This window comes from Paraburkholderia fungorum, assembly GCF_900099835.1.
Lineage (GTDB): Bacteria > Pseudomonadota > Gammaproteobacteria > Burkholderiales > Burkholderiaceae > Paraburkholderia > Paraburkholderia fungorum_A.
In genome coordinates, this window is record NZ_FNKP01000003.1 from 66250 (window position 1) to 91612 (window position 25363).

A 25363-nucleotide genomic window follows, 5' to 3' on the forward strand; every position below is an offset into this window, starting at 1 on the left:
CAGCAGGCTTTGGTATGGACGATCAGGGTAGAGCACGGACCGGACAGAAGAGGTTGTTCGACGGCGCATCGCGATCCTTCGACAATCAGACCGTGTGATACATCCCCCCCCCGCCTTCACGCTTCGCCGATCCGCCATTGCCCCGGCGGCAACGCACCGTTCACCGCAAAGTTGCCGACGATCCGGTCCTTGTACACGCGCGGGTTGTGCGACGTAATCGTTCTCGCGTTGCGCCAGTAGCGGTCGAGTCCCGCGGACCGCAACGTCGCCGACGCGCCTAGCGCATCGAAAACTTCGGCGGTGGCGTCGAGAATCAATTGCGAGACGACCGTCTGTGCCTGCCATATTTCCAGTTCCGCTTCGATCGTCAGCGCCACGGCGTTGCCGGTCGCGCCAGAATCCGCGTTGGCCGCCCGTTCGAGCGCGCGCGCGGCTTGCGCGACGATCGCTCCCGCCGAATACGCGTGGGCACGCAGGCGGCCGATCACCTGCAGCACCTGAGGGTCGTCGGCAGGTCTTGCGGCCGGCGCGTGGCTATAGCTGCGCTTGCGCGCCGCGACCGCGGCGGCTGCATCGGTTGCCGCTGCGCGGCCGATGCCCGCGAGCGTAGCGAGATGCACCAACTGGTAATACGCCTCGGAGTAAGAGAACGGCGCGGCTTCGCTGACGATTTCAGCAGGGTCGACCGGCGTATCCGTGAAGCGGCTCGTGCCGCTCGCGGTGAGGCGTTGGCCCATCCCGTCCCAATCGTCGACGACCTCGACGCCGGGTGCATGCCGATCGATTGTCACCGCGACCGGCTCGCCTTGCGTACCGCTCGCGCCGACGTGAATCCAGTCTGCGAACAGCGAGCCGGTGGTGTAGAACTTCGCGCCATTCAGGCGCCAGCCGCCGGCTTCGCGAGTCAGCCGGGTCGAAAAGCGTTCCTGTCGCGCGTCGCCGGTCTCGGACCACGCCGCGCCGACGATGGCGCCGTCGGCGAGCCTCGGCAGCCACACGTCGCGCCGTTCGGGCGAGCTGGTGAGAATGTGCTCGACGTAGCCGAAGTGGGCACGCAATGCCTGAGTGAGGTTGGAATCCGCTTCCGACAACTTGATCAGGAAGTCGAAGAAATCCGCGAGGCCGATCCCGTGGCCGCCGTATTCCTTCGGTACTCGCAACGCGGTGAGTCCGGCGTTGCGGAGCCAGCCGATTTCCTCGTTGGGCAGCCGCCGTTCGAGTTCGCGCTCGACACTGCCGCTGCGAATCCGCCGCAATATCTCCAGAGTCGGGGCGGGCAGCGCCGCCTGGAAAGCGTGAGTGATTCCATGGCCCCACGCGTCGCCGATAACGAAGCCTGCGGGCGGAGCCGATCGATCGAGAGTCATGAGAGTGTGGCGTCCTGTTGTGTGGCGGGATGAGCCCATGGGCGCAGGCGTCGCGCCGGGTGAGAGTCGGGCAGGTGAGCGGCGCCGCGGAACAGCTTTTCGCGCAGTGTGCCGGGGGCGTACTCGCGTTGCATCAGTCCGCGCCGCTGCAGAACGGGAACGACGTGATCGACGAATTCGCTCCACCAGCCGAGCGTGGTGACCGGCACCACGTTGAAGCCGGCAACGCCCGCTGCGGCCCAGCGTTCCACTTCGTCGGCGATCTGCTCGGGCGTGCCTGCGAACTGCGCGGAGATCGTCTTGCGCAGCGCGTCAGCGAAGGTCACGACGCCGTCGGGCGCGGCGTCGATGAACGCGCGCACGGTGCCGCGCGTGCCATTCTGCTGGCGCAGTTCGCTCAGCGGCGTGGCCGGGTCGATGTGCGTCAGGTCCACGCCGATGCTGCCGCTCCAGAACGCGGCGAGTGCTTCGAGGCTGAACGATTCGAGGATGTCCGCGCGACGCGCTTTCGCTTCTGCCTCTGTGCTGCCGATTACCGGCGAGAGCATCACGATCGCGCGAATGTCGTCGGCACGGCGACCGGCGGCTACCGCACGCTGTCTGAGATCGGCGATGTCGGCCGCCGCGGACTCAGGGGTACGCGAAGGCAGGAATGTGACCTCTGCATGGCGGGCGGCGAAGTTGCGCCCGGCTTCCGACGCGCCAGCCTGGAACAGCACGGGAGTGCGCTGCGGCGAAGTCTGCACGAGATGCGGCCCGGCGACCCGATAACGTTCGCCGTGATGGTTGATCGCGTGCAGGCGCGACGGGTCCACCAGCACGCCGCTTTCGCGGTCGGCCACGAGTGCGCCGTCTTCCCAGCTGGCTTCCCACAGCTTGTAGACCACCTGCACATATTCCTCGCCCCACAGGTAGCGCTCGTCGTGCGGAGGCAGTTTGTCGAGTCCGTAATTGCGTGCCGTGTTGTCGAGATACGAGGTGACGATATTCCACGCCACACGTCCTTCGCTCAGATGATCGAGCGTCGAGAATTTGCGGGCGAAACTGAACGGATGCTCCTGAATTACCGAACTGGTGACCGCGAAGCCGATATTGCTCGTCGCAGCGGCGAGCGCCGAAACGAGCGCCGCCGGGTCGTGCGACGGAAACTGCATGCCGGTGCGCACCGCCTGTTGCCACTGTCCGCTGGAGGTCTCGTAAATACCCGCGACGTCGGCGAGAAACACCACGTCGAAGAAACCGCGTTCGGCGGTCTGCGCGAGCTCGATCCAGGGTCCGAGCTTGTGGAAGTCGAGTTGATGCTGTCCGAGCGGATGACGCCACAGCCCGTGACTATGGTGATTCGGCGTGACGTGCGCGAACGCGTTGTAGATCAGCGGACGTACCGCGCTGGAAGTAGGCTGGCTCATTTTCCGGTCGCCTCCGCGATCTGTTGTGCCGACCACGGCTTGACCGGCGTCTTCTGCCACGCGCTGTACGGCGCCGGATCGTCGACGACTTCATGGCCGCCCTCGACATGGCCGGCGAACGCCCAGATGTTCTCCTGGCGTGGCATGCCCTGCACCGGCGCGACGGCGGTGAAGTCGATCGGATGGAGAACGTCGGTCGTGAAATTACGTTCGTGCGCGACGTGCTCGCGGAAGCTGTCCACGGTCACTGTCGGCAGCTTGCGGGCGATCTGCGCGAAGGTCCACACGGCGAGCCAGTCGGTCGTGGTGGTGCCGTCGGTCGGGCCTTTCACTTCATGATTCGGGTCGTACTTCGCCAGTTGGCGCTCGTACTCGGACCACGTCGGGAAACGCTTTGCATCCTCGCCTTTTTCCAGCGCGAGCGAGTTCGGAAACGGCGCCTTGCTGAGGGCGGCGATGGTCGCATCTTCGATCACGTTGTTGCTGCTGACGAACGGAATCCTGATGCCCTGCTGTGCGGCTGCTTCGACCAGCAGCGTCTGCTGTTCAGGCGGATAAAGCATGCCGCCCCAGACGTCCGGGTGCAGTGCCTTGATCTTCGCGATGTACGGCGCGAAGTCGGTCGTCGAAGGCGGCACTTCCACAATCTGAACGTCGGTCACGCCTGCCTGCTCGTAGCCGAAGCGCGCGGTTTCCTGATAGGTCTTGTTGCCCAGCATCGACACATAGACGGCACGCTTCGCGCCAAAACGTTTCGCGCCAAGATAGGTGCCTTGCGCTGCGCCCGCGCCATTCAACGCGGTGATGAACGACAGTGGGTTGCGCACGTCGGAGGGATCGCTGCCCATCGGGAACCACGCGGCCATGTTCTTCGCGCGCAGGATCTTGTCGACACCGTTCGCGCTGCTGCCGCCGATCAACGTGATCGCGCCTTCGTCGGCGAGGCGGCGCGCGCACGCGATGCTGGCGGCGGGTTGCCCCTTGGTATCGCAGATTTCAACGACCAGCTTGCGGCCGTTGATGCCGCCCTCGTCGTTGACCGCGCGCGCTGCAATCTGCGCAACGCGGCCCGGGTCGGTCACCGCGAACGGCGAGCCGCTCGCGGCGATGATGAAGCCGACCAGCACCGGCGGCTGGCTTTCGGCCGATGCGTTGAGTGCGCAGGCGAGGGTGGTGGCGGCAAGCACGCCGCCAAGCGAAAGAGACCGTAGAGTCATGGGCGAAGTCTGGTGGGGACGATAAAAGTCATGAACAAGCGCACGGCGTCCAACGCAAAATGCGCGCAGGACACTCGACGCGGCATGGAAGACGGCTCACACATCGAGCGCGTGACCGAGATAGATGGCTTCGACTTCGTGCGCGCGCGCGAGCAGTTCGTCGCGGCGCAGATGCAGTTTCACCTCGCCATCGGCGACGATGGCCGCATGCGTCGCGATCCGCTCGGCGATGTGGATGTGCTGCTCGACCGCGAGCACCGCAATCCCTTCGTTGCGCGACTGGCTGACGACGGCATCGACCACGCGCCGCGCCATCGCCGGGCTCAGGCCGAACGTGAGTTCGTCGAGCAGCACGACGCGCGGCCTGCGCAGCAGTGCACGCGCGACCGCGACCATCTGCTGTTCGCCGCCGCTCAGTTGACCGGCGGCCACGCCAAGACGCGGCTCCAGTTCGGGAAAGATGTCGAGCAGCGCGGCGGGCGCCAGATCGCACAGGCGCAGGTTGTCGGCGACGCTCAGCGAGCCGAACAGACTGCGCCCCTTGATGACGAGACCCGTTCCGGCACGCGCGCGCTGATGCGCGGGGCCCGTGAGCGGCCGCCCGTCGAGCAGGATCTCGCCTTCGACATCGGCGATGAATCCGGCAATGGCCAGCAGCGTCGTCGATTTGCCCGCGCCGTTGCGGCCGAGCAGCGCGACGATCTCGCCGGCTTCGACGCTGAGTGAAATGTCGTTGAGAATCCGGCGGTGGCCGTAGCCGGCGCGCAGCCGGCGAAGTTCGAGTACGGGTTGTGTCATGCGACGGCCCTCGCCAGAAGCGGGCTCGACGATGCGTCGTCGGCTTCGAGTGGTTCGCCGAGATAAGCGCGTCGTACGGCGGGCAGACGCAGCACCTCGGATGGCGTGCCGCGAGCGATCACGCGTCCAGCCTCCATGACGATGGCTGCGTCGCAGGTTGCAAGGACCACGTCGATGTTGTGCTCGATCAGCAGAATGGCGATGCCGAGTTCGCGCGCCGCGCGGCGGATCACGTCGATCGCGTGTTGCCGCGCCTCCGGGCTCAGCGCCGCGGCGGGCTCGTCGAGACATAGCACGCGCGGACTCGCGGCCAGCGCGCGCGCCAGCGTGACGCGCGCCTGCCAGCCCAGCGACAGCGTGTCGACGGTTGCATCGAGGTGATGGGTGATGCCGGCTGCGGCGGCGGCTATATCCACTGAAGGCAGCGGCCTGCGCGGCGCGAGACCGAACGGAGCGAGAAGCCACGCGAGCCGATCCTTGCGCTCGGCGGCGGCCTGCAGATTTTCCCGCACGGAGAGGTCGTCGAACAGCAAATGGTCCTGGAAGGTACGCGTCAAACCGCGTGCGACGCGGCGCTCCGGCGTGAAGGTGCTGACGTCCTCTCCGCCGATCAGGACGCGCCCCGCACGCGCCGGAACAAAGCCGGTGATCGCATCGATCAGACTGCTTTTGCCCGCACCGTTCGCCCCCAACACGCCGAGCACTTCGCCCGGCGCTACGCTGAAACTCACGCCGTCGACGACGACCGCCGAACCATACGCAACACGCAACCCGTCGACCTGCAGCGCGGCGCCCGCGCCTGCACCTGCGCCGCGCAGTGTGGACGGCGACGGCGCGCGGCCTGGCTCGACCGGTGCGGTTTCGCGAACCGTCCCGGGAGCGCGCTGCGGCCACTGGATCAGGCGGTTGCCGATTCGTCGCAGGCCGACAGGCAACCGTGCGCAGCCGCGCTGGATCTGGGCCACGACGCCGTCGGGCTCGGTGATCAGCACGAACACGAGGTTCAGCGACAGCACGAGCGCAACCCAGTCGTTGACCGGTCCGCTGAACGACAGGATCTGCGGCAGCACGCCGCCAGGCGCGAAGCTCGCTGCGAGCACGCCGCCCATGATGAATCCCGCGCCCGACAGCACGGCCATGCTGAGCACGGCGAGGCTGTCCGTGTATGCAAAGCCATCGCCGAAACGCTGACCACCGACCGTGCCGCTTTGCAGCGCAAGCAGTGCACCCGCCAGGCCCGCGAGTATCGTCGAGAACACGAATGCGGCAATTTTGGCCTGCGGCACCGATATGCCTGATGCCGCGGCGGCGCGCTCGTTCGACCGCATGGCGAGGATGCGGCGTCCTGCCCGGCTGCGGCGCAGGCTCGCGACCGCGAGGCTCGCGAGAATGGTCACGCTCCATGCAAGCAATGCAAAGCGCTGCGGGTGCAACGCGTTGTCGAACGACACGCCGAACAGGTCGACGTGACTCGTGGTCCAGCCTTGCACGCCGTTCAGAAAGCGGTCGGTAGTGAAGCCCCATGTTTCGATGATCGCCGCGACTGCCAGCGTCGCAATGGTCAGCCCGATCCCGCGCAGCCGCGCACTGGGCACGCCGATGATCGCGCCGGCGACACCCGCCGCGAGCGCTGAGCCCAACAGCGTGACGAGCAACGATGCACCGTTCTGGTTGAGCCATCCGGCGAGCAGCATGGTCGCGCCGCTCAGGCCCAGTGGCAGCAGACTGACCTGGCCCGCGTAGCCTGTCGAGACCACCATCGACAATCCGACCAGTGCAAAGATGCCGGTCAGCGCGATCGTGTCCGACCAGTAATCCGGCAAGGCGAAGGTTGCTACGACGACCGTGGCGACGCCCGCTGCGAGACCAAACCAGCTGAGCCGGCCGGAGCCGACCCGGAACAGGCGCGGCGCGTCGATCGTGCCACGGCCCGGCAGATTGCGGCCGCTGACGATCAGCGCAATCAGCGTGACGATGTAGGGGATCGACTTTCCAAGACCCGGCTCGATGGAGAGCCCGATCGCCAGCGATTCGAGAATGCCCGCGACGAGCGCCACGACGAGCGCGACCCAGAAGCGCCGGAAGCCTGCGATCAGCGCGGCGCCGAGCGACGGAATCACGAGGCTGCTGAGCGCGTTCGGACTCAGCGCCGTGACGGGCGACAGCAGTATCCCGGCCAGCGCGGCGAGCAGTCCGCTGATGCCCCACGCGGCCGCGCCCCACGGATGCGGCGAAAATCCCAGCGCTTGCGCACCGAGCGGGCTGTCCTGCAAGGCGGTCGTCGCGTGACCGAAGCGCGTGCGCTCGAACAGCAGCGTCAGCAGGATGGTCAGTGCCATTGCGACTACAACGAGCACGATCGACAGGTACTGGATGCGCGCGCCGAACAGCGTCGCGCCGCCGGATACCAGAAAGCTGGGCACACGCTCCTGCTGGTTGGTCCAGACGATCCGGACGGCGGCCTGCAGCGCTAACAGAAGACCTAGCGTGACCAGCGTCTTCATCGTCGTCGATGCACCGACTAGCCGCCGGCCGACGAATGCATAGAACGCGATGCTGATTGCGATGCCGGACAGCAGCCCGATTGCAAGCGCGATCCCCAGCGGCACGCCCGCGTGCGCATAGAGCTTCCAGAACACGTAGGTGGCGGCCATGCCGATGCCGCCCTGCGCGAAGTTGACGACGCCCGTGCCGCGATAGACCGCGACGAGTCCCAGCGCGACCAGTGCATACGCTCCGCCTGTGCTCAGGCCGAGTAGCGCATATTCGAAAATCGACTGCATGTCAGGTCCTGTCGATCGGCGAACGCCTGCGCGCCGTCGTCATGATGATCACGAAAGAGGTGAGCACAGCGGTTTCTCCAGTGCTTTGTCGGAGGTGTCTGCGATTGCGCGGGTAACGATGTTTCTGCGTTATCCCGTGTGGCGCAATAGCGATTGAAAAGTCGATTATGTTCGGTGAATGCTTAATAGCTAAATGACTAATTGTTTGAAGCTAGTGGCCATTTCTCGCTTCCCATTGCGGAGAATCGGGGGTATTCGCGTGAGCGGTGGAGGGCGATCCGTTGGATCATTTCGCGTTACTTAGTGATGGTTTCGCTATTGAAACTTGTGAGTGAGCGTAGATCGGTTACGCGAATTTGCTTCGCATTGCTTTTCTTTTGGGTTTGCCGATTGATTGGGAATCTATTGCCAGTAATCGCCATCCTTTGAAGCGGATCAGGGCGACTGGATGCAGCACGACGTGCTTGATCCGCGTATCCGATGATCAACGGACTACTGTCGTCGGTCACATAAATGAGGAGTGTTGCGCAGATAGATAAATCGGCGCTTTGAATGATGTGCAACCGCGTGCAACGATTGACGATATGGCTCGATGCGGTGCGTAAAGTCGCGTCAAACTTGCGCGGCCGATACGGGTTCGACATGCCGGGGTTCATCCGGGGAAGGGCTCCGACTTCGGCGCGGTCGCGCACCCTCCACAAAAGTTTTTTGGTCGTTTAGCCTCCTCGCACCAAAGAATTGTCCCGAATAGTCCACGACCGGCGTGCAGGGTGCCCATGACAGTGATTGCGCAGCTTTCAGATATTCATGTTCGGCCGCGAGGGTTGCTCTATCAAGGTCTCGTCGACTCCAACGCGATGTTCTCGCGCGCCATCGGAACGCTCAACCGGTTGAAGCCCGTTCCGAATCTCGTCCTGATTACAGGTGATCTGACAGACGAGGGATCACCCGCAGAATATGAGGCGCTGCGTGAATTGCTCGCGCCGTTAATACATCCGTTTGCTGTAATGCCCGGTAATCACGATGATCGGGACCATTTGCGCGCCGCCTTTGCCGATCAGTTGTGGCTACCAGCTGAAGGCGAGCTTAACTTTGGCATCGATGTCGGCGCGGTGCGGATTCTCGCGCTCGACACGAGTGTCCCGGGACTCCACCACGGTGAACTTAGCCGCGCTTCGCTAAGCTGGCTTGAGCGGGAGCTTGCTGCAAACGTGCATAGACCGGTCGTCGTTGCGATGCATCATCCGCCGTTCGTTACCGGCATACCGTATCTCGACGTGTACGGCCTGCGAGACGCTGACGCTTTCGTCGAACTCGTCTCCCGATACGACAACGTCGACCGTATCGTCGCAGGCCACGTTCACCGCTCGATGCAAACGCGCATCGGACCTGTGCCGGTATTGACCTGTCCCAGCACGACTACGCAGATCGCGTTGCGCGTCGAAGCGGATGCCGAGCCGGCTTCTTATCTTGAGCCGCCTGCTTTTATGTTGCATCGCTGGGGAGAACTGCGTGGGCCAGCGGTTTCTCATCTGTGTTATATCGGGCAGTTCGAAGGGCCGCTGCCTTTTGCCTAGCCAGATTTTCCGCCACCCGATCTCGCGGATTCAATCGGTCTCAGCCGGTCGTCACAGTCGCGTGAATGGTCAAATTGTTCCGATGGCGCCAGCCGTTGGGAGACAACTTCCTGCGTCCTGGCCGATACCTAAAGAATTACAGCAGGATGCCGTTAGATCGAGCAGGAAGATTTCGGATCAACTATTATGTTGACCCGGCAAGACAGGTGTATTTCGGCCAGCTTCCCAAAAAACGGTATCTGACTACCCGCAGTTAGCGTGGCAACACGTCTGCGGCGCGCGTCAGGTTACCGCCGATCAGAGGGATCGCTACTCAGTAAGTTTCACAGGATGGAATTACCGTGATTCGACATGTCCTTGCTGGGATGTTGCTGGTGATGAGCAGTCTGGGCACTGCCATAGCGGCCAGCCCTGTTTGCTCACGCCCGTTCACGCTCGCGTTGCACGATCACGGGCTGCTGTATTCGGTTGATACGGATACCGGTATCGACAAGGATTTCGCCGACGAGTTGAGCCGGCGCAGCGGCTGCCAGATCAGAGTCAGTCTCATGTCGCGGGCCAGAATCTGGAAGCTGATCGAGTCCGGCGCACTCGACTTCAGTCTGTCGGGCATTTCCAATGACGAGCGCAACCAGTACGCGGACTTCGCCTGGTATTTCAGCAACAAATACTATTTGCTCGTCCGTAAAGATGCAGGCATCCGGCGCCTTGCCGATTTCGAGCACAACGACCAGTTTCGACTCGGCGTAATTCGCAGCTTCCGCTATAGCGAATCGGCAAACCGCCTCGTCGACTCGCTGTCGAATGAAAACCGGGTGAGCCAGGCGGGCGGTCTGGATCCGTTGTATCAGGCACTGATCCTCCGGCAGATACAGGGCATGATTATCGAGCCCTTCGACTACCCTGCGATCGACGACAAAAAGATCCGCGATGTGACCACCATCGTGGAGTTCGACGACCCAGCCGTGCCGCACGGCCTCATCATGTCGAAGAAAGCACTGTCGCCGGACGAGCGCGAGAAATGGCGCGCTCTGGTGAATCAAATGCGCGCGGACGGGACTGTCCTGCGAATTTTCGAGAAGTATTTCAAACCCGACCTCGCCACCTCGATGGTCAACTTCCAGGCACGCCAGTGAACTGGGCGCGCCTGGTGCTGTTGCCGCTCGTGGTCCTGTCCGCTGCGCTCAGCGTGACCTGGATGCTATGGGACCATGAACGGCAAGCCTCCCGCCACGAACTCCAGAACCAGTTCAATTTCTCGCTCGGCGACGCCGTCAGCCGGATCGAACAGCGTATGGGCACGTATGAACTTCTGCTGCGTGGCGTGCAGAGTTTCGTCGTCGCTGGCGGTGACGTAGACCGCGAGCGCTTTCGAGCCTATGTGGACACCCTCAATGTCGATGCGAACTTCTCCGGCATCCAGGCGATCGGGATCGTCGCGTGGGTGCCGGCGGCCCAGAAGACGGCCCACGTCGCCGCGATGCATCGTCAGGGACTGCTCGACTACGCGATCCAGTCGCAAGGCTCGCACGACAACTACGCACCGATCATCCAGCGTGAGCCATTTGTCGGCATCAATCGGGCTCCGCCGGGGTTCGACGCGTGGTCGGATCCGGTACGGCGGCGTGCGCTGGAGCAGGCACGCGACTCCGGGATGGCAACCGTTTCTGGAAAGGTTCATCTGTCGGTCGATGCCAGAACCAATGCGCACCCCGGCTTCATCATGTACCTGCCGCTCTACGCGCCGGGCCAGCCGCAGAATAGCGTCGAGCAGCGTCGCGCCCACCTGATCGGCTGGGTATATGCGTCGTTCCGCATGCGTGACGTCATTGCGAGTCTGTATGGAGAGCAGCCGCCCGGACTCAGCATCGCTGTTTATGACGGTGTCACGCCTTCGCCCGCCGCGCTGTTTCATCGAACGCCGGATGCCCCTGGCCTTCACCGCCCGTCGGACATATCGGCCAGCGAATACCTTGTCGTCGGCGGGCACAACTGGACGCTCTCGATGAGCGCGCAGGATGACTTTTACGCCCGCTTCGGCCGTAACGCGATGCTTCCGATCGCCGTTACCGGCACCGGCTTGAGTCTGCTCCTCGCGCTGCTCACCTGGCTGATGATGACCAGTCGCGGACGAACGTTACGGCTTGCGTCGGCGATGACGAAAGAGCTACGGGAGAACGAGGAGAAATTCCGCGCGATCGCCGACTGCACGGTCAACTGGGAAATCTGGTGGGGACGGGACGGCAAGCCGCGTTGGATCAATCCGGCGGTCAAGGACTACATCGGCTATACCGTCGACGAATGCATGAGCATGCGCGATTTCGCCGGAGCCGTGATCTACCCGGAGGATATTCCGCGCGTGGCGCCGGAATTCAGAAAGGCGCTGAAAGGCGGTCGTGGCGACGACCTGGAATTTCGCTGCATCCGCAAGGACGGCTCGCTGATGTGGCTGTCTGCGTCGTGGGTTCCCATTAGCGACTCCACGGGCGGTTTCATCGGTTTTCGCACGAGCGGGCGGGACATTACCGAACGCAAGCAGGCGGAGGCCGAACTTCGAATCGCCGCCGTTGCGTTCGATTCGATGGAGCCGATGATGATCACCGACGCCAGCGCCACGATTCTTCGCGTGAACTCGGCGTTCACCGAATGCACGGGCTACGCACCCGAGGAGATCGTCGGCCAGACACCTCGGGCGCTTCGATCCAACCGTCATGCAGCCGCATTCTTCGAGGAGATGTGGGACACGATTCGTCGTGTCGGCGGCTGGCAAGGGGAGATCTGGGGGCGCCGCAAAAATGGCGACGAATACCCGAAGTGGCTCACGATCTCTGCCGTGGTGAGCGATGACGGCGTCGTTAGTCACTATGTCGGCACACATCACGACATTACTCAACGCAAGATCGCGGAAGAGCGCATCAGGGAGTTAGCGTTTTTCGATGCCCTCACCCGATTGCCTAACCGGACACTCCTGCTGGACCGCCTGAAGCAGGCGATTGCCGGCAGCGCCCAGACTGGAGAATGCGGCGCGCTGCTGTTCATCGATCTGGATCGCTTCAAGACGTTGAACGACACGCTGGGCCACGACAAAGGCGACCTGCTGCTGAAGCACGTCGCACAACGTCTGGCCGCAAGCGTGCGAGATAGCGACACCGTCGCCAGAGTAGGAGGCGACGAGTTCGTGGTGGTGCTGAGGAATTTGCACCGAAACCGGCGGGAAGCGGCGGCGCAGACTGAAGCCCTGTGCGAAAAACTTCTCGCCACGCTCGGCACGCCATACCAGCTTGGCGACGTTCAATACCGCAGCGGCGCAAGTATTGGCGCGACCGTGTTCAACGGACATCGGACCTTGATCGATGAACTCCTGAAACAGGCCGATCTGGCGATGTACAAATCGAAGGAGCGAGGACGCAACGCGATGTGCTTCTTCGACCCGGAGATGCAAACCATCGTGGTAGAGCGGGCTTTGCTTGAAGCGGGATTGCGCGATGCGGTCGAAGGCAACCAGTTGCTGCTCCAGTATCAGGCGCAGGTGAACCACAACGACATAACCGGTGTGGAGGCACTCGTCAGCTGGCAGCATCCCCGGCGCGGGCTGATCTCGCCCAGTGACTTCATTCCCCTTGCCGAAGAGACGGGGCTGATTTTCGCGTTGGGAAACTGGGTTCTGGAAACGGCGTGCGCGCAGCTGGCGCAATGGGCAACGCGCGCTGACATGGAACACCTCACGATTGCGGTCAACGTCAGCGCCCAGCAGTTCCGCGAATCCGATTTCGTGGAAAAGGTGTTGACCATCATCGATCGAACCGGCGCGAGGCCTGACAGGTTGCAACTGGAGCTGACGGAAAGCGTATTGGTGGACAACGTGCAGGACATCATCCGCAAGATGGAGGCTCTGAAAGAGAAGGGCATTGTGTTCGCGCTGGACGATTTCGGTATCGGATATTCGTCGCTTTCGTATCTGAAGCGCCTGCCGCTGGACCAGCTTAAGATCGACCGCTCGTTCGTACGCGATATTCTGGTTGATCCCAACGACGCGGTGATCGCCAGCGCTATCGTGGCGCTTGCGCGCAGTCTCGGTCTGGGGGTCATCGCGGAAGGGGTCGAGACGGAGGCGCAGCGTGACTTTCTCGCAGCGGCGGGTTGCCACGCCTATCAAGGTTACTTTTTCTCGCGCCCGCTCTCCATCGAGGACTTCGAAGCGATGTTCAGACAAACTCAATGTCCGTCGGTGGATAGCAGAATAAGCGCATGATGGCCGCCCCGAACGGTCCCGCCGCGTCTCGACAAGGCGATCGTCAGCGGGTCAACGCGAACGCTCGCGTGTCCGGAAACCTTGCGCATCCGACATTGGCGAGGCGCCGCGTCCGGTGAAAAAATGGGGCTTTCAAGGAGTGCGACGACCATGCCCTATCTGCAACTGGACGTAAACGACCACTATTCCGTGGAAGACAAGCGGCGCCTTGCGCTGAAGATGAGCGAAACCTACGCGCGGATGATGTCGGTCGACATCAGGCGTATCAGCGTCGCGATTCGGGAACTGGGGGAAGGCGGGGTCTGGCGGATTCCCAACGCCGGTGCGGAGCCGATCCCGGTCGCGGTCATGATGCTCGACATCAGAAAGGGCCGGGCGCCCGAACTGCGCATGGACGTCGCCAAAGCGTTGTGCGCGCACTGCATCGATATTCTTGGGCTGCGTGAAGACCGGCTCAACGTCGAATTTACCCAGCATTCCGGCGATGAGATGTATCACCCGGCGCTCGGCGGCTACAGCCCGGAATGGACGCCGGGCGAGCAGTAAGGACTGCGCTTACGACGCAAGGGGCGAGATACCGGACGCCCGCTGGATGGTTTGCGGCGGCTGACCGAATGCACGCAGGAACGCTTGACGCATCCGCTCGCGGTCGCCAAAGCCTGTCTCTCGCGCGACGATCTCGATCGGGTGACGCGTCGTCTCCATCATCAGACGCGCGGCTTCGACGCGAAGCCGCTCGACCGCCTTCGCGGGCGATTGCCCCGTTTCCTCACGAAATACGCGGCTGAACTGACGCGGACTGAGCCGAGCCGCTTCCGCCAGCCGCTCGACCGACAAATCGCTCGCCAGGTTTTCGCTCGCGTAGGTGAGTGCCATCTGAACGCGGTCCGAGCGGGCGCCCATCTCCAGCAGCGCCGAAAACTGCGACTGACCGCCTCCGCGACGCTGATACAGCACGAGCTTGCGCGCCACCATACGCGAGGTGTCCAGCCCAAAGTCGTTTTCGACGATCGCAAGCGCAAGATCGACGCCGGCGCTCATGCCCGCAGACGTCCAGATCTGCCCGTCCACGACGAAGATGCGGTCTTCTTCGACTTGTACGTCTGGATACTGTTTCTGGAAATCACGCGCATGGAACCAGTGTGTCGTGGCGCGTTTTCCTTCCAGCAAACCGGCCGCCGCGAGAACAAAAGCGCCGGTACAGATCGACGCAATTCGCCGCGAATGGCGCGGCGCTTCCCGAAGGTAATCCACCAGCGCAGTCGAAGGAAGGCGGCATTCGTTGTCGCCTGCGACGATGAGGGTGTCATAGCCCTCATCGGCAAGTGGTTCGCTATGAACCGAAAACCCTTGCGACGATGCGACCGGCCCACCGTGCTCGGACACGATGCTGAATTCGTAAGCCGCTTCGCCGCGCAGGAGATTGGCGTACTCGAAGACGCTCGCCACGGCGAGCGCGAGCGACTGGAAGTTGGGATAGACGACGAGTCCGACGGTATGCATGGATGCCTCGCGAATCATGGCTTGATTCGTTGAAGGTAGCACATAACAGACATCGCCGTGAGCGAAAGAATGGCAGAAATCATTGCATATATGACATTGAGGTCGGACTCGGTAGAGATCAAAATTCGCTTCATGAACTGACGCCCTGTTGGTTCAACCACCTACCCAAGGACTCAAAATGACTTCCTCCACGCAAGGTTTCGCATTGATCACCGGCGCTTCGGCTGGCATTGGCGCCATCTACGCTGACCGTCTCGCGAAGCGGGGCTTCGACCTCATTCTCGTGGCACGTAACCAGTCCCGACTGAGCGCGCTCGCAGAGCGCCTCGCGAAAGAGACCGGCCGCACGATCGAGACGATTGCCGTCGATCTCAACGACAAGGCGGCGCTCGCGAAAGTCGAGAGCGTGCTTCGCGAAGACCCGCGCATCACGATGCTGGTGAACAACGCAGGCGTCGGCTCGGTTGCATCGGTTCTCGACGGCCAGGTCGACGCGATGGAATCGATGATCACCCTGAACATCACGGCACTAACGCGCCTCACCTATGCGGCGGCGCCTGCGTTCGTCGCCAGAGGCTCGGGCACCATTATCAACATCAGTTCGGTGGTCGGCATTGCGGTCGAATTGCTGAATGGTGTGTACAGCGCGTCGAAATCGTACGTGCTGAGCTTCGGCCATGCGCTTCAACGCGACCTCGCAGGCAAGGGCGTGCGTGTGCAGACCGTACTGCCCGCAGCGACCGCAACCGAGTTCTGGGACGTCGCCGGCTATGCGAAGCAGAAGGAAGCCGCGAGCACGATGACTGCCGACGATCTGGTCGATGCCGCGCTCGCAGGCCTCGATCAGGGCGAACTCGTGACTATCCCGACGCTGCACGACGGCGACGCCTGGGCGAAATGGGAAACCGAGCGTCGTGCGCTGGCTCCCCGGTTCGCGAATGCCGAGGCCGCGCTGCGTTATACGTCGACTGCCGCGACCGCTCGTTAAGACCACCAACCCATTGCGAAACCAGCTATTTTTAACCTCCTTGACTGGCGGTTGGCACGGCTCGTCAGCGAGAACGTGCCAACTTACTCGAGGCATCAAGCCGTCGTCTTGAACCGCAGTGCCCAGTCATGCGAGCAACGCTGGCAGTCTTTCGAACGTCTGGATCAACGCGTCCGCGCATAACGCCTGTGCGCCGCCCGCGCCCGCATAACCATATGCGACGACGCACACCGGCATGCCAGCGGCACGCGCAGCAGCAACATCGACAGGCGAATCGCCGATCAGCGTGCAATGGGCCACATCGATATCCAGCAGCCGGCACGCGTGCCACAACGGTTCGGGCGACGGCTTCATGCTGGCGAGCGTATCGCCAGCGACGAGAACATCGAGGTAATCGGCAAGACCTTTGCGCGTCAAAAGCGCGGCAGCGAGTGCCTGCGGTTTATTGGTCACGCAAGCGCTCCGGTAGCCGAGCCGCCGGAGTTGTTGCAAGCCGTTCATGACTCCGGGAAATACCTCGCCGAATTGCCCATTCGTGTTTGCGTAGTGCCGTTCGAACACCGGCAGCGCTACGCCAATTTCGCAGCGTCCGCTCAAGCCCGACGCCGACAGCGTACGACGTACCAGGTTCGTCACGCCGTTGCCGATGAAGCCGGTCACCCTATCGAGTGGCAGCGGCGCGGCGTCGAGTTCTTCGAGCATGCGATTGGCGGCCGCGGCAATGTCCGGCGCGGTGTCGACCATCGTGCCGTCCAGATCGATCAGCAGCCCGCGACGACGCCCGCTCACCATGACGGACGCGCCGGGCTGCGCACCGGATTGCCCACGCTGAACGGCTGAGATCCTCCCGGCGTCGCAACGTCGCGATGCCAACGGCGCAGCGTCGCCAGATCGAGCCAGCTTAACGCTTCGCCCCGCACGGTTCGATCGATCGGTACGTGCGGATCGCCCAGGTGCGGCAGCACGGCTAGCGCGCCGTCGAACGGATCGGCAGCGGTATAGCGGGTCGGCGTGACGACAGTCGGAATGCCGGCCGCGCGCGCCGCGAGCAGGCCGTTGGCCGAATCTTCGAAGGCGACACAGGCTGAGGCCGGCAATTCGAGCTGGTCAAGCACATGGAAATAGACGTCGGGCGCAGGCTTTTTGGTGGCGGTGGTGCCTCCGTCGCCGATGGCCGCGAAGCGTGTGCGCCAGGCCGCGCCGAAATGGCTTTGTAGCAGCGCGTCGAGATTGGCCGGCGTCGTCGTGGTCGCGATGGCCACCCGCACTCCGTGCGCTCGCGCCTCGTCGATCAGACGCGCGATGCCCGGACGCAGCGGTAAGCCGCCGTCGCGCACACGCCCGGCGTAATGCGCGGTCTTCAGCGCGTGAAGCGCCATGACGCATTCGCGTGCATTCGGTCCTTCGGCTTCTTCTCGCTCGATGGTGTGCCAGTAATGCAGCAGGCGCTCCTTGCCGCCTGCCACTTTCAGCAGACGCGCGTAAAGCGGCTCGTCCCAGAACCAGTCAAGCCGCGCCTCTGAAAAAGCCGCATTGAACGCGTCCCGATGAGCAGTCTCGGTATCGGCAAGCGTGCCGTCGACGTCGAAGATCAGGGCCTGCATGATCCACTCCTCGTGATGATTGCCGTTCTGACACGCATCACGATAGCGGAGCCTCGCGCGGGTTTGAATTCAGAGATTCTTTCGCGGTCGATAAGCACGGGTTTAAGTTGAACGCGGCGCCACGCTAGTGCCGCGGTTTCGGCATCGTGACGAAGGCCATCTTCGTCAATCCGCCCGCTTGCACGGCCGACATGACTTCGGCGACACGCTCGTAGGGCACCGTGCGATCGGCGCGCAGATGCAGTTCCGGTTGCGGCGTCGCACGCGCCGCTTCTGCGATGCGTGCGCGCAAACCGTCGTCAGTCACGCGCTGGCCATCCCACAGTACTGCGCCATGCACATCGACCGCGAGATCCACGTGCGCCGCCCGGACCCCTTCCGGCTGACTGCCCGCACGCGGCAGGTCGATCCTGACCGCATGCTGCAATGCCGGAATCGTGACGAGAAAAATGATCAGCAGCACCAGCATGACGTCGACGAGCGGCGTCATGTTGATTTCGCTCATCAGGCCAGTGTCGTCATCGTCGGAGAAAGGCGCTATTGCCATCTGAGATCTCCGTCGCGATTCGTGCCGGTTCCGGGCTGCACGGCGTGCATGCGCGTGCCCGTCGTGCTCGAACGCAGTTGCGAACCGGTCACGAAATACGCGTGCAGTCCGTGTGCGAAACGCTTCAACCGCGTGACGATGGCGCGATTCGCGCGGTTCAGTCCGTTGTAGCCGAGCACGGCCGGAATCGCGACGAACAGGCCGAACGCGGTCATGATCAGCGATTCGCCGACCGGTCCCGCGACGTGTTCGATCGACGTTTGCCCGGTTTCGCCGATCACGATCAGCGCGTGATAAATGCCCCACACGGTGCCGAACAGGCCGACGAAAGGCGCAGTGCTGCCGATCGACGCGAGAACCGCCAGACCGCTTTGCAGCCGCGCGACGGTGTCGTCCAGCGTGTCCTGCAAACGCCGGGTAATCCAGTCGGACACGTCAATGCGATCCTGCAGATGCGGCTGCGCCTGGCGGTGATGCGTCGCCGCTTCGTGGCCCGCCAGCGCGAGCGACAGCAGTGGGTTGTCGTTCGCGTCCGGCTCTTGATTGCCGAGGCTATTCAGGCCGTCTTCGAAACGCTCGGCGTTCCAGAAGCGCGCGTCGTTTCGCATCGTCGCGCGCCGCAGCCGCAGCACCTGCCACAGCTTGACGATGATCACTGTCCACGACAGCACCGACATGATCATCAGCACGGCCAGAATGCAGCGCGTGACGACGTCGCCGGTTTGCCAGACGTTTGCCAGTCCGTAATGTTGCATGGCTGTTTTCCTCTGTGCGGTGATCGGTTGTGCAGTCGTGTTCCGGTGTTGCATGCCGCTCCCGGACGCTCGTGTTCAATCGTCATTCAGTCGGTCAGTCCGAACACGAATGCCTGTGAATACGCGGCGCGAACCGGCACGCCGTTTTCGCTGTACGGCTCGCAGACGCCTTCATGAACGGCAGCGAGCGCGGCGTCGTCGAGTCGCGGATAGCCGCTGCTCTTCTGCAATTGCATGGTCTCGATCCGGCCATTGGTTCCCACGACGAAGCGCACGATCGCGGTGCCGTTCTCGCGGCGCCGTTTTGACGGGTCGGGATAATCGGGCGCGGGAATTCGGCAATCGATATGCGCGACGTTTCTCGGCGCCGACGATGTCGCGACGGCCCGTTCGGCGGCAGACGAGGGCGGCGCTGCGGCGGGCACGGAAGGGCTTGCGGAAGCGACGGTGGTCGGCGCAGACGCCGCCGCTGACGTATCGGTTGCCGCAGCCGTCGTGGAAGGCGGATGGTCCGTCGGCGCGGAGCGCCCCGCGGCCGCAGCGATCGCTGTACTGCGAGATGCATGCGCGCGGGGAGGTGCCGGCATCTGCGTTGGCATGTGCGCCGGCATTTTCGGCACTGCGCGTGCAGGCACTGGAATCTGCGCCGCAGGCGTCGTCGCCGGCGCGACCGCCGCAACCGGCGCCGTCGATTGCGGTTCGGGACTCAGCAACATCGCGGTAATCGTCACCGGTTCGACCGGCCGTTCGATGACGTTGTCGTGCATCGACGTCGCCAGAAGCAGCAACAGCAGATGCGCGCCGATCACTGCGCCCAGCACGATCACGCCGCGGCGGTAACGCGGCGCGGGCATCGGATGTCTTGCGGGGTTCGCCATGACAGCTTGCAGCATCGTTCGCAACCAGTTGAAGATCCGTCGCACGGTTCGCGAAAACAGTTCGCGGCGGCGCGCCATCTCCGGGTTCATTGTCCTCCCGCGTCAGCGCTTTTAGAACCGGCGTCCGCCGCCGCGCGTCAATTCGGGAAATTCTCCCGCCCGTTGCGCGTTGTCAAACAAACGCCCGGTGGGATACCTTGAACGGATGACGCGAGCGAATCGCGGCGCAGCGATCTCACCACGGAGCAACATGATGCTGGAGACACGGATTTTCCCCCGACCATCCCGCCGTTCCATGGCGCTGGCCCTCGCGTGCATGCTCTCAGCGAGCGCTGCCGTGACCGCCCTCGCGGCCACGCCGCTCGCGTATGTGACGAGCGAAAAGGCCGGCGTCGGCGTGATCGACCTCGACCAGATGGCGCTTGCCAAAACCATCGCGGTGGGCGCAGACGGTCCACGCGGACTGAGCCTGAATGCGGACGGTTCGCGTCTGTTGCTCGCCAACAAGAACACGGGCGATCTGTCGGTGATCGACACGGCGACCGGTCAGGTCGTGAAGCGCGTGAAGATCGGCAAGAATCCGGAGTACGTGCGCGTTCACAACGGCTACGTCTACGTGACGTACGAACCGGGCGAGGAGGGCGGTCCACCCACAGCGAAGGCGGGCGCGAAAACGGACGGTAGGCCCGGCGGCAAGCCCGGCGCGGATGACGACGACAACAAGCTGCCCGCCGAGATCGCAATCGTCGATATGAAGACGTGGCGCGTGGTGCGCTCAGTGACGAGCGGGCACGAAACAGAAGGCATCGAATTTTCGCGCGATGGCCAGACGATGCTCGTCACCAACGAAGGCGACGATACGGTATCGGTCTACCACGCGCGCACGGGCGCGCCGGTGAAAACGGTGAAGCTCGCGGCAGGCGGGCGTCCGCGCGGCATCCGGTTGTCGCCGGACGGCAAGTACTACGTCGTCACGCTCGAATCGCTCAGCAAGTTTGTCGTGATCGACGCGCACACGTTCGACGTGGTCAAGACCGTCGATACCAAACTGGGCCCTTACGGTGTCGCGTTCGGACCGAACGGCCAACGCCTTTTCGTGGCTGCGTCGCGTGACAAGGCGGTGCAGGTTTTCGACGGCCACAGCTTCGACCATCTCGCCGACGTGCCAGTCGGCCAGCGTTGCTGGCATTTCAGTTTCACGCCCGACGGCTCGAAACTGCTGGTCGCATGCGGGCGCTCCGATGCGGTCTACGTGCTCGACGCCAAAACCTATCAGCCGATCAAACAGATCGGCGACTTGCCGCTTGCGTGGGGCATCGTCACGTATCCGCACAGCGACGGCTCGATCGAGTCGCATTGAAGCCGGCAGCGGTCGCCTCGCGAGCGGCGATGGCTGCACGCGGGCCGACCGCGTGACCGGCCACGCCGCCCGCTTGCCCCGCCGCCTATTTCCACGCGTAGCGCAGTCCCATCCAGAAGCCGCGCGGCGCACCCGGGCCGACGAACTGCTCGTTAACGGGATTCGTGCCGTCGAACGTATGGTTCGGCCCGGTGAAGTAGTTCGTCCCGAGCGCGCCAAAACTCGCGTAGCGTTTGTCGAGCAGGTTCGTCACCGACGCGAAGACCTGCAACTGCTTCGTCACCTGGTAGGTGGTGTCCATATCGATCAGCAGGTAGCCGGAGATCTTGCCGTTCACGTCCTCGTTGTTTTCGTCGCCTTGCGCGTAGACGCTGCCGCGCCACGTGAGGTTGGTGCCGAGGTTCCACTTCGACGTCGCGGCGTAGTCGAGACGCAGCTTCACGGTGGTCGCGGGAATGCCCGGAATGTGATCGCCGGACTTGACGGTAATGTTGCCGTTGGCGTCGGCGCTGGAATTGCTCGGACTGCTTTCGGTCCACGTGGAGCGGTAGGTCGCGTCGACGTAGCTATAGCTTGCCGTCACGCCGACTGGGCCGAGCTTGCTATGCCCCGACAGCTCGAGCCCCTGGCGTAGCGTACGGCCGACATTCTGGAAGAAGCCTTGCGAACTGCCCGCGCCGTTGCTGCTGATGAACTCGATGTCGTTGTCGAGCGTCGTGTGATAGGCGGCCGCGCTCCATGTCGTCGACGCACCGATCTTGCCGCGCGCGCCGATTTCGAAGGTCTTCGAGATCACCGGTTCGAGCGACGGATCGGAGATGAAATCGTTGGGCAGCGAGCACGGCGCGGCCGGGTCGGCGCAGGCCAGCTCGATTGCGGTCGGCGAGCGCATGCCTTCGTTGTAGCTCGCGTACGCGGTCAGCGCTGGCGTCGGATTCCAGTTGATGCCGATGGCCGGGTTAAAGCGTGAGAACGTGTGATGACCGTCCAATTCCGGCTGTAGACCGCTCTCGTCGCCGATCGTCGCATCTGCCCAGTTGTAGCGGCCCGCCACCGTGACCGACCAGTGCGGCGTCAGCGACAGCGTGTCCGACAGATAAAGCCCGTAGTTCGTGTTGTGCGTCTTCGCGTAAGTTTGCTGCTCGAAGTCGCCGATGCCGATCGTCGCGCGCGAATCGGTGAAGGCGGCATCTTGCGACGATTGCTGAAAGCGCGAATTGGCGGCGTCGACCGCCATGCCCGCGATGAACTGGTTCTGCATGCTGCCGAGTTTGCCGAGCAGCGTGAGTTGCAGGCTCGCGCCATAGCTGTCGGTCGACACGACGGACTTCTCGTTGGTCGCCTGCAACGTGTTGACGTTGCCGTCGTCGTCGATTGTGCCGTAATCGTCGTTCACGTTGCTGCTGATGTTGGTATTACGGAAATGCCGGTAGTAAGCGTTGCCGCTCAGTTCGACATGGTCATTGAAATAGTGGTCGCCCGACAGCGTCAGGTAGCCGACGGTGTTTTCGTTCTGGTCCGGGAACGTGTACGGCTGTTTGAAATTGTTGAGGAACGAACGCGGGATGGTCTGCGTGCCGTGCAGATCATTGTCCGCGCCGCCGGCCGACAGCGACAGCGTCGTATCCGCGTCGGTATAGCGCAACTTGCCGAACGCCTGACGGATGCGACTTTCGTTCTGCTCGGCCCAGCCATTGTCATTCGCGGCATTGGCGGTGAAGTAGTAATCGAGGTTCTGATTGATCGTGCCGCCCTGTTCGATCTGCGCGCTCTTGCGTCCCCACGAACCGAGCGCGACTTCGGCCTCGCCGACCGGATTGTCCTTGCCGTTCTTCGTCGTGATCGACAACGCACCGCCCAGCGTGTTGAAGCCGTAAGTCGGATTCGAGCCTGGAATCAGCTGCATCGTGTCGATCGCCTGCTGCGGCAGCAGGTCCCAGTTCACGACGTCGCCGAAGGGCTCGTTCACGCGCACGCCGTCGACGAACACCGACAGCCCTTGTGGCGTGCCGAGCAGCGGCGACGCAGTGAAGCCGCGATACGTGAGGTTCATCTGATACGGATTGCCTTGCGCGTCGGCGACGTCGACACTCGGCAGATTGCGCGACATGTACTCGGTGAGCGTGCTGCGCCGTTGCTGAAGCAGATCTTCCGAGTTGACCGTCTGCACATTCGCCGGCACCTGTGTGAGCGGCGTGCCGATGCCGAGCAGCGGCGTCGTGCCGACCACGACGATCGGTGCAAGCGTCGTCACGGCGGCTCTGGTGGCATTGCCGCTTCCGGTTGCTGCGTCGGGCGCCGCTGTGGCCGACGGCCCCGCCGACGACGCTGCAACCGGCGCATCAGTCTGCGCCCATGCAAGTGTGGACAGGCTCGCGAGCGCGCCGCCGAAACAGAGTGTGATGCCGGCGCGGCGTTGAATACGACGTCTGTGGCGAGCCTGTGATCGCATGTTCATCGTGTGTCTCCTGTCGCGTCGGGGCGCGTCGTGCGCCTGTCGCGCTGATCGCGCGTTCTGTCGGTATGCGTTAAAAGCTTCGCATAAGCAGGGCGCTGCACGCGCGGGAGCTTTTCCCGATCTGTCAGGGAGCGTCTCCCAAATCTTCCGCAAAAGTCCGCCGTGTGTGATCGCGCTGAGTAGAATGCAAACGTCACGTCAAGCGATCCGCTCATCCTCATGCGCAATCCGACCATGGCTTCGTCGATCTGGCGCGACCTCACGTGCGTCGTCGCGGTAACCGCGCTCGCGGCGGTCTGCGGCGCCGCGTTCGATCTCAGCGAACGCGCGTATCGCTTCACGCGCGGCATGGAGCGCTTTCAGCTCGACGAATTGCCGGGCACGCTGTTCGTGCTGTCTATCGGACTCGCCTGGTTTGCGTGGCGCCGCTATCGCGAAGCGAGTCGCGAGGTGATCCGTCGCCGCGCGCTGGAGCAGGAGGCCGAACGGCTGCTCGCCGATAACCGGCGGCTCGCGAGCCAGGCGTTGCAAGCTCAGGAGATCGAACGTCGTCATCTCGCACGCGAGCTGCACGACGAACTCGGCCAGTATCTGAATGCGATCTCGCTCGACGCCGCGCGCATTCGCGATCTGTCGGATACATCGGGCGGCGTCGAACAACGCACGTCGGCGCACGAGCCTGAGATTCATCGCATCGCGCTCGGTCTGATCCAGAGCGCGAGCCACGTCTATCGGCAGATCGGCAACATGACCCGACGTCTGCGGCCGATCGGTCTCGACGAATTCGGTTTGCCGAGCGCGCTCGAGCATTGCGTCGACGGCTGGCGCGAGCGCCTGCCCGACGCGTCGTTTTCGCTGGCGATCGAAGGGGATTACAGCGGCCTGAGCGATGCGCTGACCATCACGCTCTATCGGCTCGTGCAGGAGGGCTTGACGAACGTGTCGAAGTTCGCGAGCAGCTCACGTGTGGAAGTGTTCATGGTGCGCGCGCCGCGCGAGTCGCACGATGGCGCTGCCGCCGGCACGGCGCAGGACGAAATCGTCGTGACGATGGCCGACGACGGTCCCGGCACCGATCTGACCCAGCCGCGCGCGGGGCTCGGGCTGATCGGCATGCGTGAGCGCGTCGAGGCGCTCGGCGGCGAATTTCATATGGCAAGCGAGCCGCAACGCGGTTTTCTGTTCTGCGCGCGCGTGCCCGCTCAGGCGGGACTGGCCGAGCCGGTGAACTGAAGTCCGAGGCGGCTTGCCATCTGCGCAAGCTGCACACCATTGTCCGCGCCAAATTTTTGCCGGATCACCGACTGATGGTTAGCCACCGTCTTCTGGCTCAAACCCAGTTTTTCGGCGATGCTTGGCAGCGTGTAGCCCTGCACGAGCAGCCGCAGAACCTCGAATTCACGCGCCGACAGCTGACGTCCAGGCGGCCCTTCGCTGAAGGCCGTGCGCATCGCTAGCGCCTGCGAGATGTCGGGGCTCAGATAGCCGGCACGCCGCGCGATCGAGCGCACTGCTTCGACGAGCACATCCGGCGCGCTCGCCTTCGTCACATAACCGAGTGCGCCGGCATCGAGGGCGCGGCGCACGAAGATCGATTCTTCATGCACGCTGAAGATCAGCACGCGCGCGTCCGGTTCGCGTGCGAGCATGCGTCGCATCGCTTCAATCCCGCTCGCGCCCGGCAGCGACACGTCCATCACGACCACGTCGGGACGTAGCGCACAAAAGCGCTGATACGCCTGCGCGGCGTCGGCGGCTTCACCGCACACCCGCACGTCAGCATTCAGTTCGAGCAGACGCCGGTATCCCTCGCGCACGACCGCGTGATCGTCGACGAGCAGCACGGAGATGGTTCCCGCAGTCATGA

At 63.4% G+C, this 25363-nt stretch carries 21 protein-coding genes; 7 read left to right on the top strand and 14 right to left on the bottom strand.

Going from position 1 to position 25363, the window contains the following annotated elements:
* Nucleotides 1–116: 116 nt before the first annotated feature.
* From BLS41_RS29660 to BLS41_RS38670, 6 genes are all read right to left on the bottom strand, one after another.
* The gene (locus BLS41_RS29660) at nt 117–1367 is read right to left on the bottom strand and encodes an acyl-CoA dehydrogenase family protein (protein ID WP_074771292.1); all 1251 of its coding nucleotides are present in this window, start codon (nt 1365–1367) and stop codon (nt 117–119) included.
* On the bottom strand, nt 1364–2776 hold the full coding sequence (locus BLS41_RS29665) for an LLM class flavin-dependent oxidoreductase (protein ID WP_074771293.1): 1413 nt from the start codon (nt 2774–2776) through the stop codon (nt 1364–1366). The genes BLS41_RS29660 and BLS41_RS29665 overlap by 4 nt, the downstream gene beginning before the upstream one ends.
* Entirely contained in the window at nt 2773–3993 is a 1221-nt protein-coding gene (locus BLS41_RS29670) for an ABC transporter substrate-binding protein (protein WP_074771294.1), read from the bottom strand. Before BLS41_RS29670 ends, BLS41_RS29665 begins: the two co-directional genes overlap by 4 nt.
* A 96-nt stretch (nt 3994–4089) precedes the next feature.
* Nucleotides 4090–4791, bottom strand: coding sequence for an ABC transporter ATP-binding protein (locus tag BLS41_RS29675; protein ID WP_074771295.1), 702 nt, complete (start codon nt 4789–4791; stop codon nt 4090–4092).
* Nucleotides 4788–7574 carry an ABC transporter permease subunit gene (locus tag BLS41_RS29680; RefSeq protein WP_074771296.1) on the bottom strand — a complete coding sequence of 929 codons (2787 nt, stop codon included), beginning with the start codon at nt 7572–7574 and terminating at the stop codon, nt 4788–4790. Before BLS41_RS29680 ends, BLS41_RS29675 begins: the two co-directional genes overlap by 4 nt.
* Nucleotides 7575–7870: 296 nt before the next feature.
* A complete protein-coding gene (locus BLS41_RS38670) occupies nt 7871–8230 on the bottom strand; it encodes a hypothetical protein (RefSeq protein ID WP_143026421.1) in 360 nt (119 codons plus the stop codon).
* A 120-nt stretch (nt 8231–8350) separates the two neighbouring features.
* Between BLS41_RS38670 and BLS41_RS29685 the strand changes: the two genes are divergently transcribed.
* The 4 genes from BLS41_RS29685 (at nt 8351) to BLS41_RS29700 (ending at nt 13949) form a co-directional block, all read left to right on the top strand.
* On the top strand, nt 8351–9151 hold the full coding sequence (locus BLS41_RS29685; RefSeq protein ID WP_074771297.1) for a phosphodiesterase: 801 nt from the start codon (nt 8351–8353) through the stop codon (nt 9149–9151).
* A gap of 341 nt (nt 9152–9492) precedes the next feature.
* Complete coding sequence (locus BLS41_RS29690; protein WP_074771298.1) at nt 9493–10287, top strand: substrate-binding periplasmic protein; 795 nt, start codon at nt 9493–9495, stop codon at nt 10285–10287.
* Nucleotides 10284–13403: a bifunctional diguanylate cyclase/phosphodiesterase gene (locus BLS41_RS29695; protein ID WP_074771299.1), complete on the top strand. Its 3120-nt coding sequence runs from the start codon at nt 10284–10286 to the stop codon at nt 13401–13403. The genes BLS41_RS29690 and BLS41_RS29695 overlap by 4 nt, the downstream gene beginning before the upstream one ends.
* Before the next feature lie 150 nt (nt 13404–13553).
* Entirely contained in the window at nt 13554–13949 is a 396-nt protein-coding gene (locus tag BLS41_RS29700) for a tautomerase family protein (RefSeq protein ID WP_074771300.1), read from the top strand.
* A 9-nt stretch (nt 13950–13958) separates the two neighbouring features.
* Here BLS41_RS29700 and BLS41_RS29705 read toward each other — a convergent pair whose 3' ends face one another.
* On the bottom strand, nt 13959–14906 hold the full coding sequence (locus tag BLS41_RS29705; RefSeq protein WP_074773068.1) for a GlxA family transcriptional regulator: 948 nt from the start codon (nt 14904–14906) through the stop codon (nt 13959–13961).
* A gap of 178 nt (nt 14907–15084) precedes the next feature.
* Here BLS41_RS29705 and BLS41_RS29710 point away from each other — a divergent pair, with 178 nt between their 5' ends.
* A complete protein-coding gene (locus BLS41_RS29710) occupies nt 15085–15894 on the top strand; it encodes an SDR family NAD(P)-dependent oxidoreductase (protein WP_074771301.1) in 810 nt (269 codons plus the stop codon).
* 126 nt (nt 15895–16020) lie between these two features.
* Here the strand turns inward: BLS41_RS29710 and gph are convergent, their stop codons facing one another.
* The 5 genes from gph to BLS41_RS29735 all read right to left on the bottom strand — a co-directional run bounded on the left by gph (nt 16021) and on the right by BLS41_RS29735 (nt 19768).
* Nucleotides 16021–16686: a phosphoglycolate phosphatase gene (gene gph / locus BLS41_RS29715; protein ID WP_074771302.1), complete on the bottom strand. Its 666-nt coding sequence runs from the start codon at nt 16684–16686 to the stop codon at nt 16021–16023.
* Nucleotides 16680–17498, bottom strand: coding sequence for an HAD family hydrolase (locus tag BLS41_RS29720; protein ID WP_083380154.1), 819 nt, complete (start codon nt 17496–17498; stop codon nt 16680–16682). Before BLS41_RS29720 ends, gph begins: the two co-directional genes overlap by 7 nt.
* A gap of 124 nt (nt 17499–17622) precedes the next feature.
* Complete coding sequence (locus BLS41_RS29725) at nt 17623–18045, bottom strand: ExbD/TolR family protein (RefSeq protein WP_074771303.1); 423 nt, start codon at nt 18043–18045, stop codon at nt 17623–17625.
* A complete protein-coding gene (locus tag BLS41_RS29730) occupies nt 18036–18800 on the bottom strand; it encodes a MotA/TolQ/ExbB proton channel family protein (RefSeq protein ID WP_074771304.1) in 765 nt (254 codons plus the stop codon). The genes BLS41_RS29725 and BLS41_RS29730 overlap by 10 nt, the downstream gene beginning before the upstream one ends.
* An 86-nt stretch (nt 18801–18886) precedes the next feature.
* On the bottom strand, nt 18887–19768 hold the full coding sequence (locus BLS41_RS29735; RefSeq protein ID WP_253189830.1) for an energy transducer TonB: 882 nt from the start codon (nt 19766–19768) through the stop codon (nt 18887–18889).
* Between the two features lie 163 nt (nt 19769–19931).
* Between BLS41_RS29735 and BLS41_RS29740 the strand changes: the two genes are divergently transcribed.
* Nucleotides 19932–21038: a YVTN family beta-propeller repeat protein gene (locus BLS41_RS29740; RefSeq protein WP_074771305.1), complete on the top strand. Its 1107-nt coding sequence runs from the start codon at nt 19932–19934 to the stop codon at nt 21036–21038.
* Between the two features lie 85 nt (nt 21039–21123).
* Here BLS41_RS29740 and BLS41_RS29745 read toward each other — a convergent pair whose 3' ends face one another.
* Nucleotides 21124–23496: a TonB-dependent receptor gene (locus tag BLS41_RS29745; protein WP_074771306.1), complete on the bottom strand. Its 2373-nt coding sequence runs from the start codon at nt 23494–23496 to the stop codon at nt 21124–21126.
* A gap of 234 nt (nt 23497–23730) precedes the next feature.
* On the opposite strand from BLS41_RS29745, the gene BLS41_RS29750 reads away from it, so the two are divergent.
* Nucleotides 23731–24729, top strand: coding sequence for an ATP-binding protein (locus BLS41_RS29750; RefSeq protein ID WP_253189831.1), 999 nt, complete (start codon nt 23731–23733; stop codon nt 24727–24729).
* On the opposite strand, the gene BLS41_RS29755 is transcribed toward BLS41_RS29750, so the two are convergent.
* On the bottom strand, nt 24699–25361 hold the full coding sequence (locus BLS41_RS29755; RefSeq protein WP_074771308.1) for a response regulator: 663 nt from the start codon (nt 25359–25361) through the stop codon (nt 24699–24701). The two genes, BLS41_RS29750 and BLS41_RS29755, sit on opposite strands and share 31 nt — an antisense overlap.
* Nucleotides 25362–25363: the final 2 nt, after the last annotated feature.

Bases quoted from the DNA above. Each gene is read 5' to 3' on its own strand.
- BLS41_RS29660 (WP_074771292.1), bottom strand. From the start codon at position 1,367: ATGACTCTCGATCGATCGGCTCCGCCCGCAGGCTTCGTTATCGGCGAC.
- BLS41_RS29665 (WP_074771293.1), bottom strand. From the start codon at position 2,776: ATGAGCCAGCCTACTTCCAGCGCGGTACGTCCGCTGATCTACAACGCG.
- BLS41_RS29670 (WP_074771294.1), bottom strand. From the start codon at position 3,993: ATGACTCTACGGTCTCTTTCGCTTGGCGGCGTGCTTGCCGCCACCACC.
- BLS41_RS29675 (WP_074771295.1), bottom strand. From the start codon at position 4,791: ATGACACAACCCGTACTCGAACTTCGCCGGCTGCGCGCCGGCTACGGC.
- BLS41_RS29680 (WP_074771296.1), bottom strand. From the start codon at position 7,574: ATGCAGTCGATTTTCGAATATGCGCTACTCGGCCTGAGCACAGGCGGA.
- BLS41_RS38670 (WP_143026421.1), bottom strand. From the start codon at position 8,230: ATGAACCCCGGCATGTCGAACCCGTATCGGCCGCGCAAGTTTGACGCG.
- BLS41_RS29685 (WP_074771297.1), top strand. From the start codon at position 8,351: ATGACAGTGATTGCGCAGCTTTCAGATATTCATGTTCGGCCGCGAGGG.
- BLS41_RS29700 (WP_074771300.1), top strand. From the start codon at position 13,554: ATGCCCTATCTGCAACTGGACGTAAACGACCACTATTCCGTGGAAGAC.
- BLS41_RS29705 (WP_074773068.1), bottom strand. From the start codon at position 14,906: ATGCATACCGTCGGACTCGTCGTCTATCCCAACTTCCAGTCGCTCGCG.
- BLS41_RS29710 (WP_074771301.1), top strand. From the start codon at position 15,085: ATGACTTCCTCCACGCAAGGTTTCGCATTGATCACCGGCGCTTCGGCT.
- gph (WP_074771302.1), bottom strand. From the start codon at position 16,686: ATGGTGAGCGGGCGTCGTCGCGGGCTGCTGATCGATCTGGACGGCACG.
- BLS41_RS29720 (WP_083380154.1), bottom strand. From the start codon at position 17,498: ATGCAGGCCCTGATCTTCGACGTCGACGGCACGCTTGCCGATACCGAG.
- BLS41_RS29725 (WP_074771303.1), bottom strand. From the start codon at position 18,045: ATGGCAATAGCGCCTTTCTCCGACGATGACGACACTGGCCTGATGAGC.
- BLS41_RS29730 (WP_074771304.1), bottom strand. From the start codon at position 18,800: ATGCAACATTACGGACTGGCAAACGTCTGGCAAACCGGCGACGTCGTC.
- BLS41_RS29735 (WP_253189830.1), bottom strand. From the start codon at position 19,768: ATGAACCCGGAGATGGCGCGCCGCCGCGAACTGTTTTCGCGAACCGTG.
- BLS41_RS29740 (WP_074771305.1), top strand. From the start codon at position 19,932: ATGCTGGAGACACGGATTTTCCCCCGACCATCCCGCCGTTCCATGGCG.
- BLS41_RS29745 (WP_074771306.1), bottom strand. From the start codon at position 23,496: ATGAACATGCGATCACAGGCTCGCCACAGACGTCGTATTCAACGCCGC.
- BLS41_RS29750 (WP_253189831.1), top strand. From the start codon at position 23,731: ATGGCTTCGTCGATCTGGCGCGACCTCACGTGCGTCGTCGCGGTAACC.
- BLS41_RS29755 (WP_074771308.1), bottom strand. From the start codon at position 25,361: ATGACTGCGGGAACCATCTCCGTGCTGCTCGTCGACGATCACGCGGTC.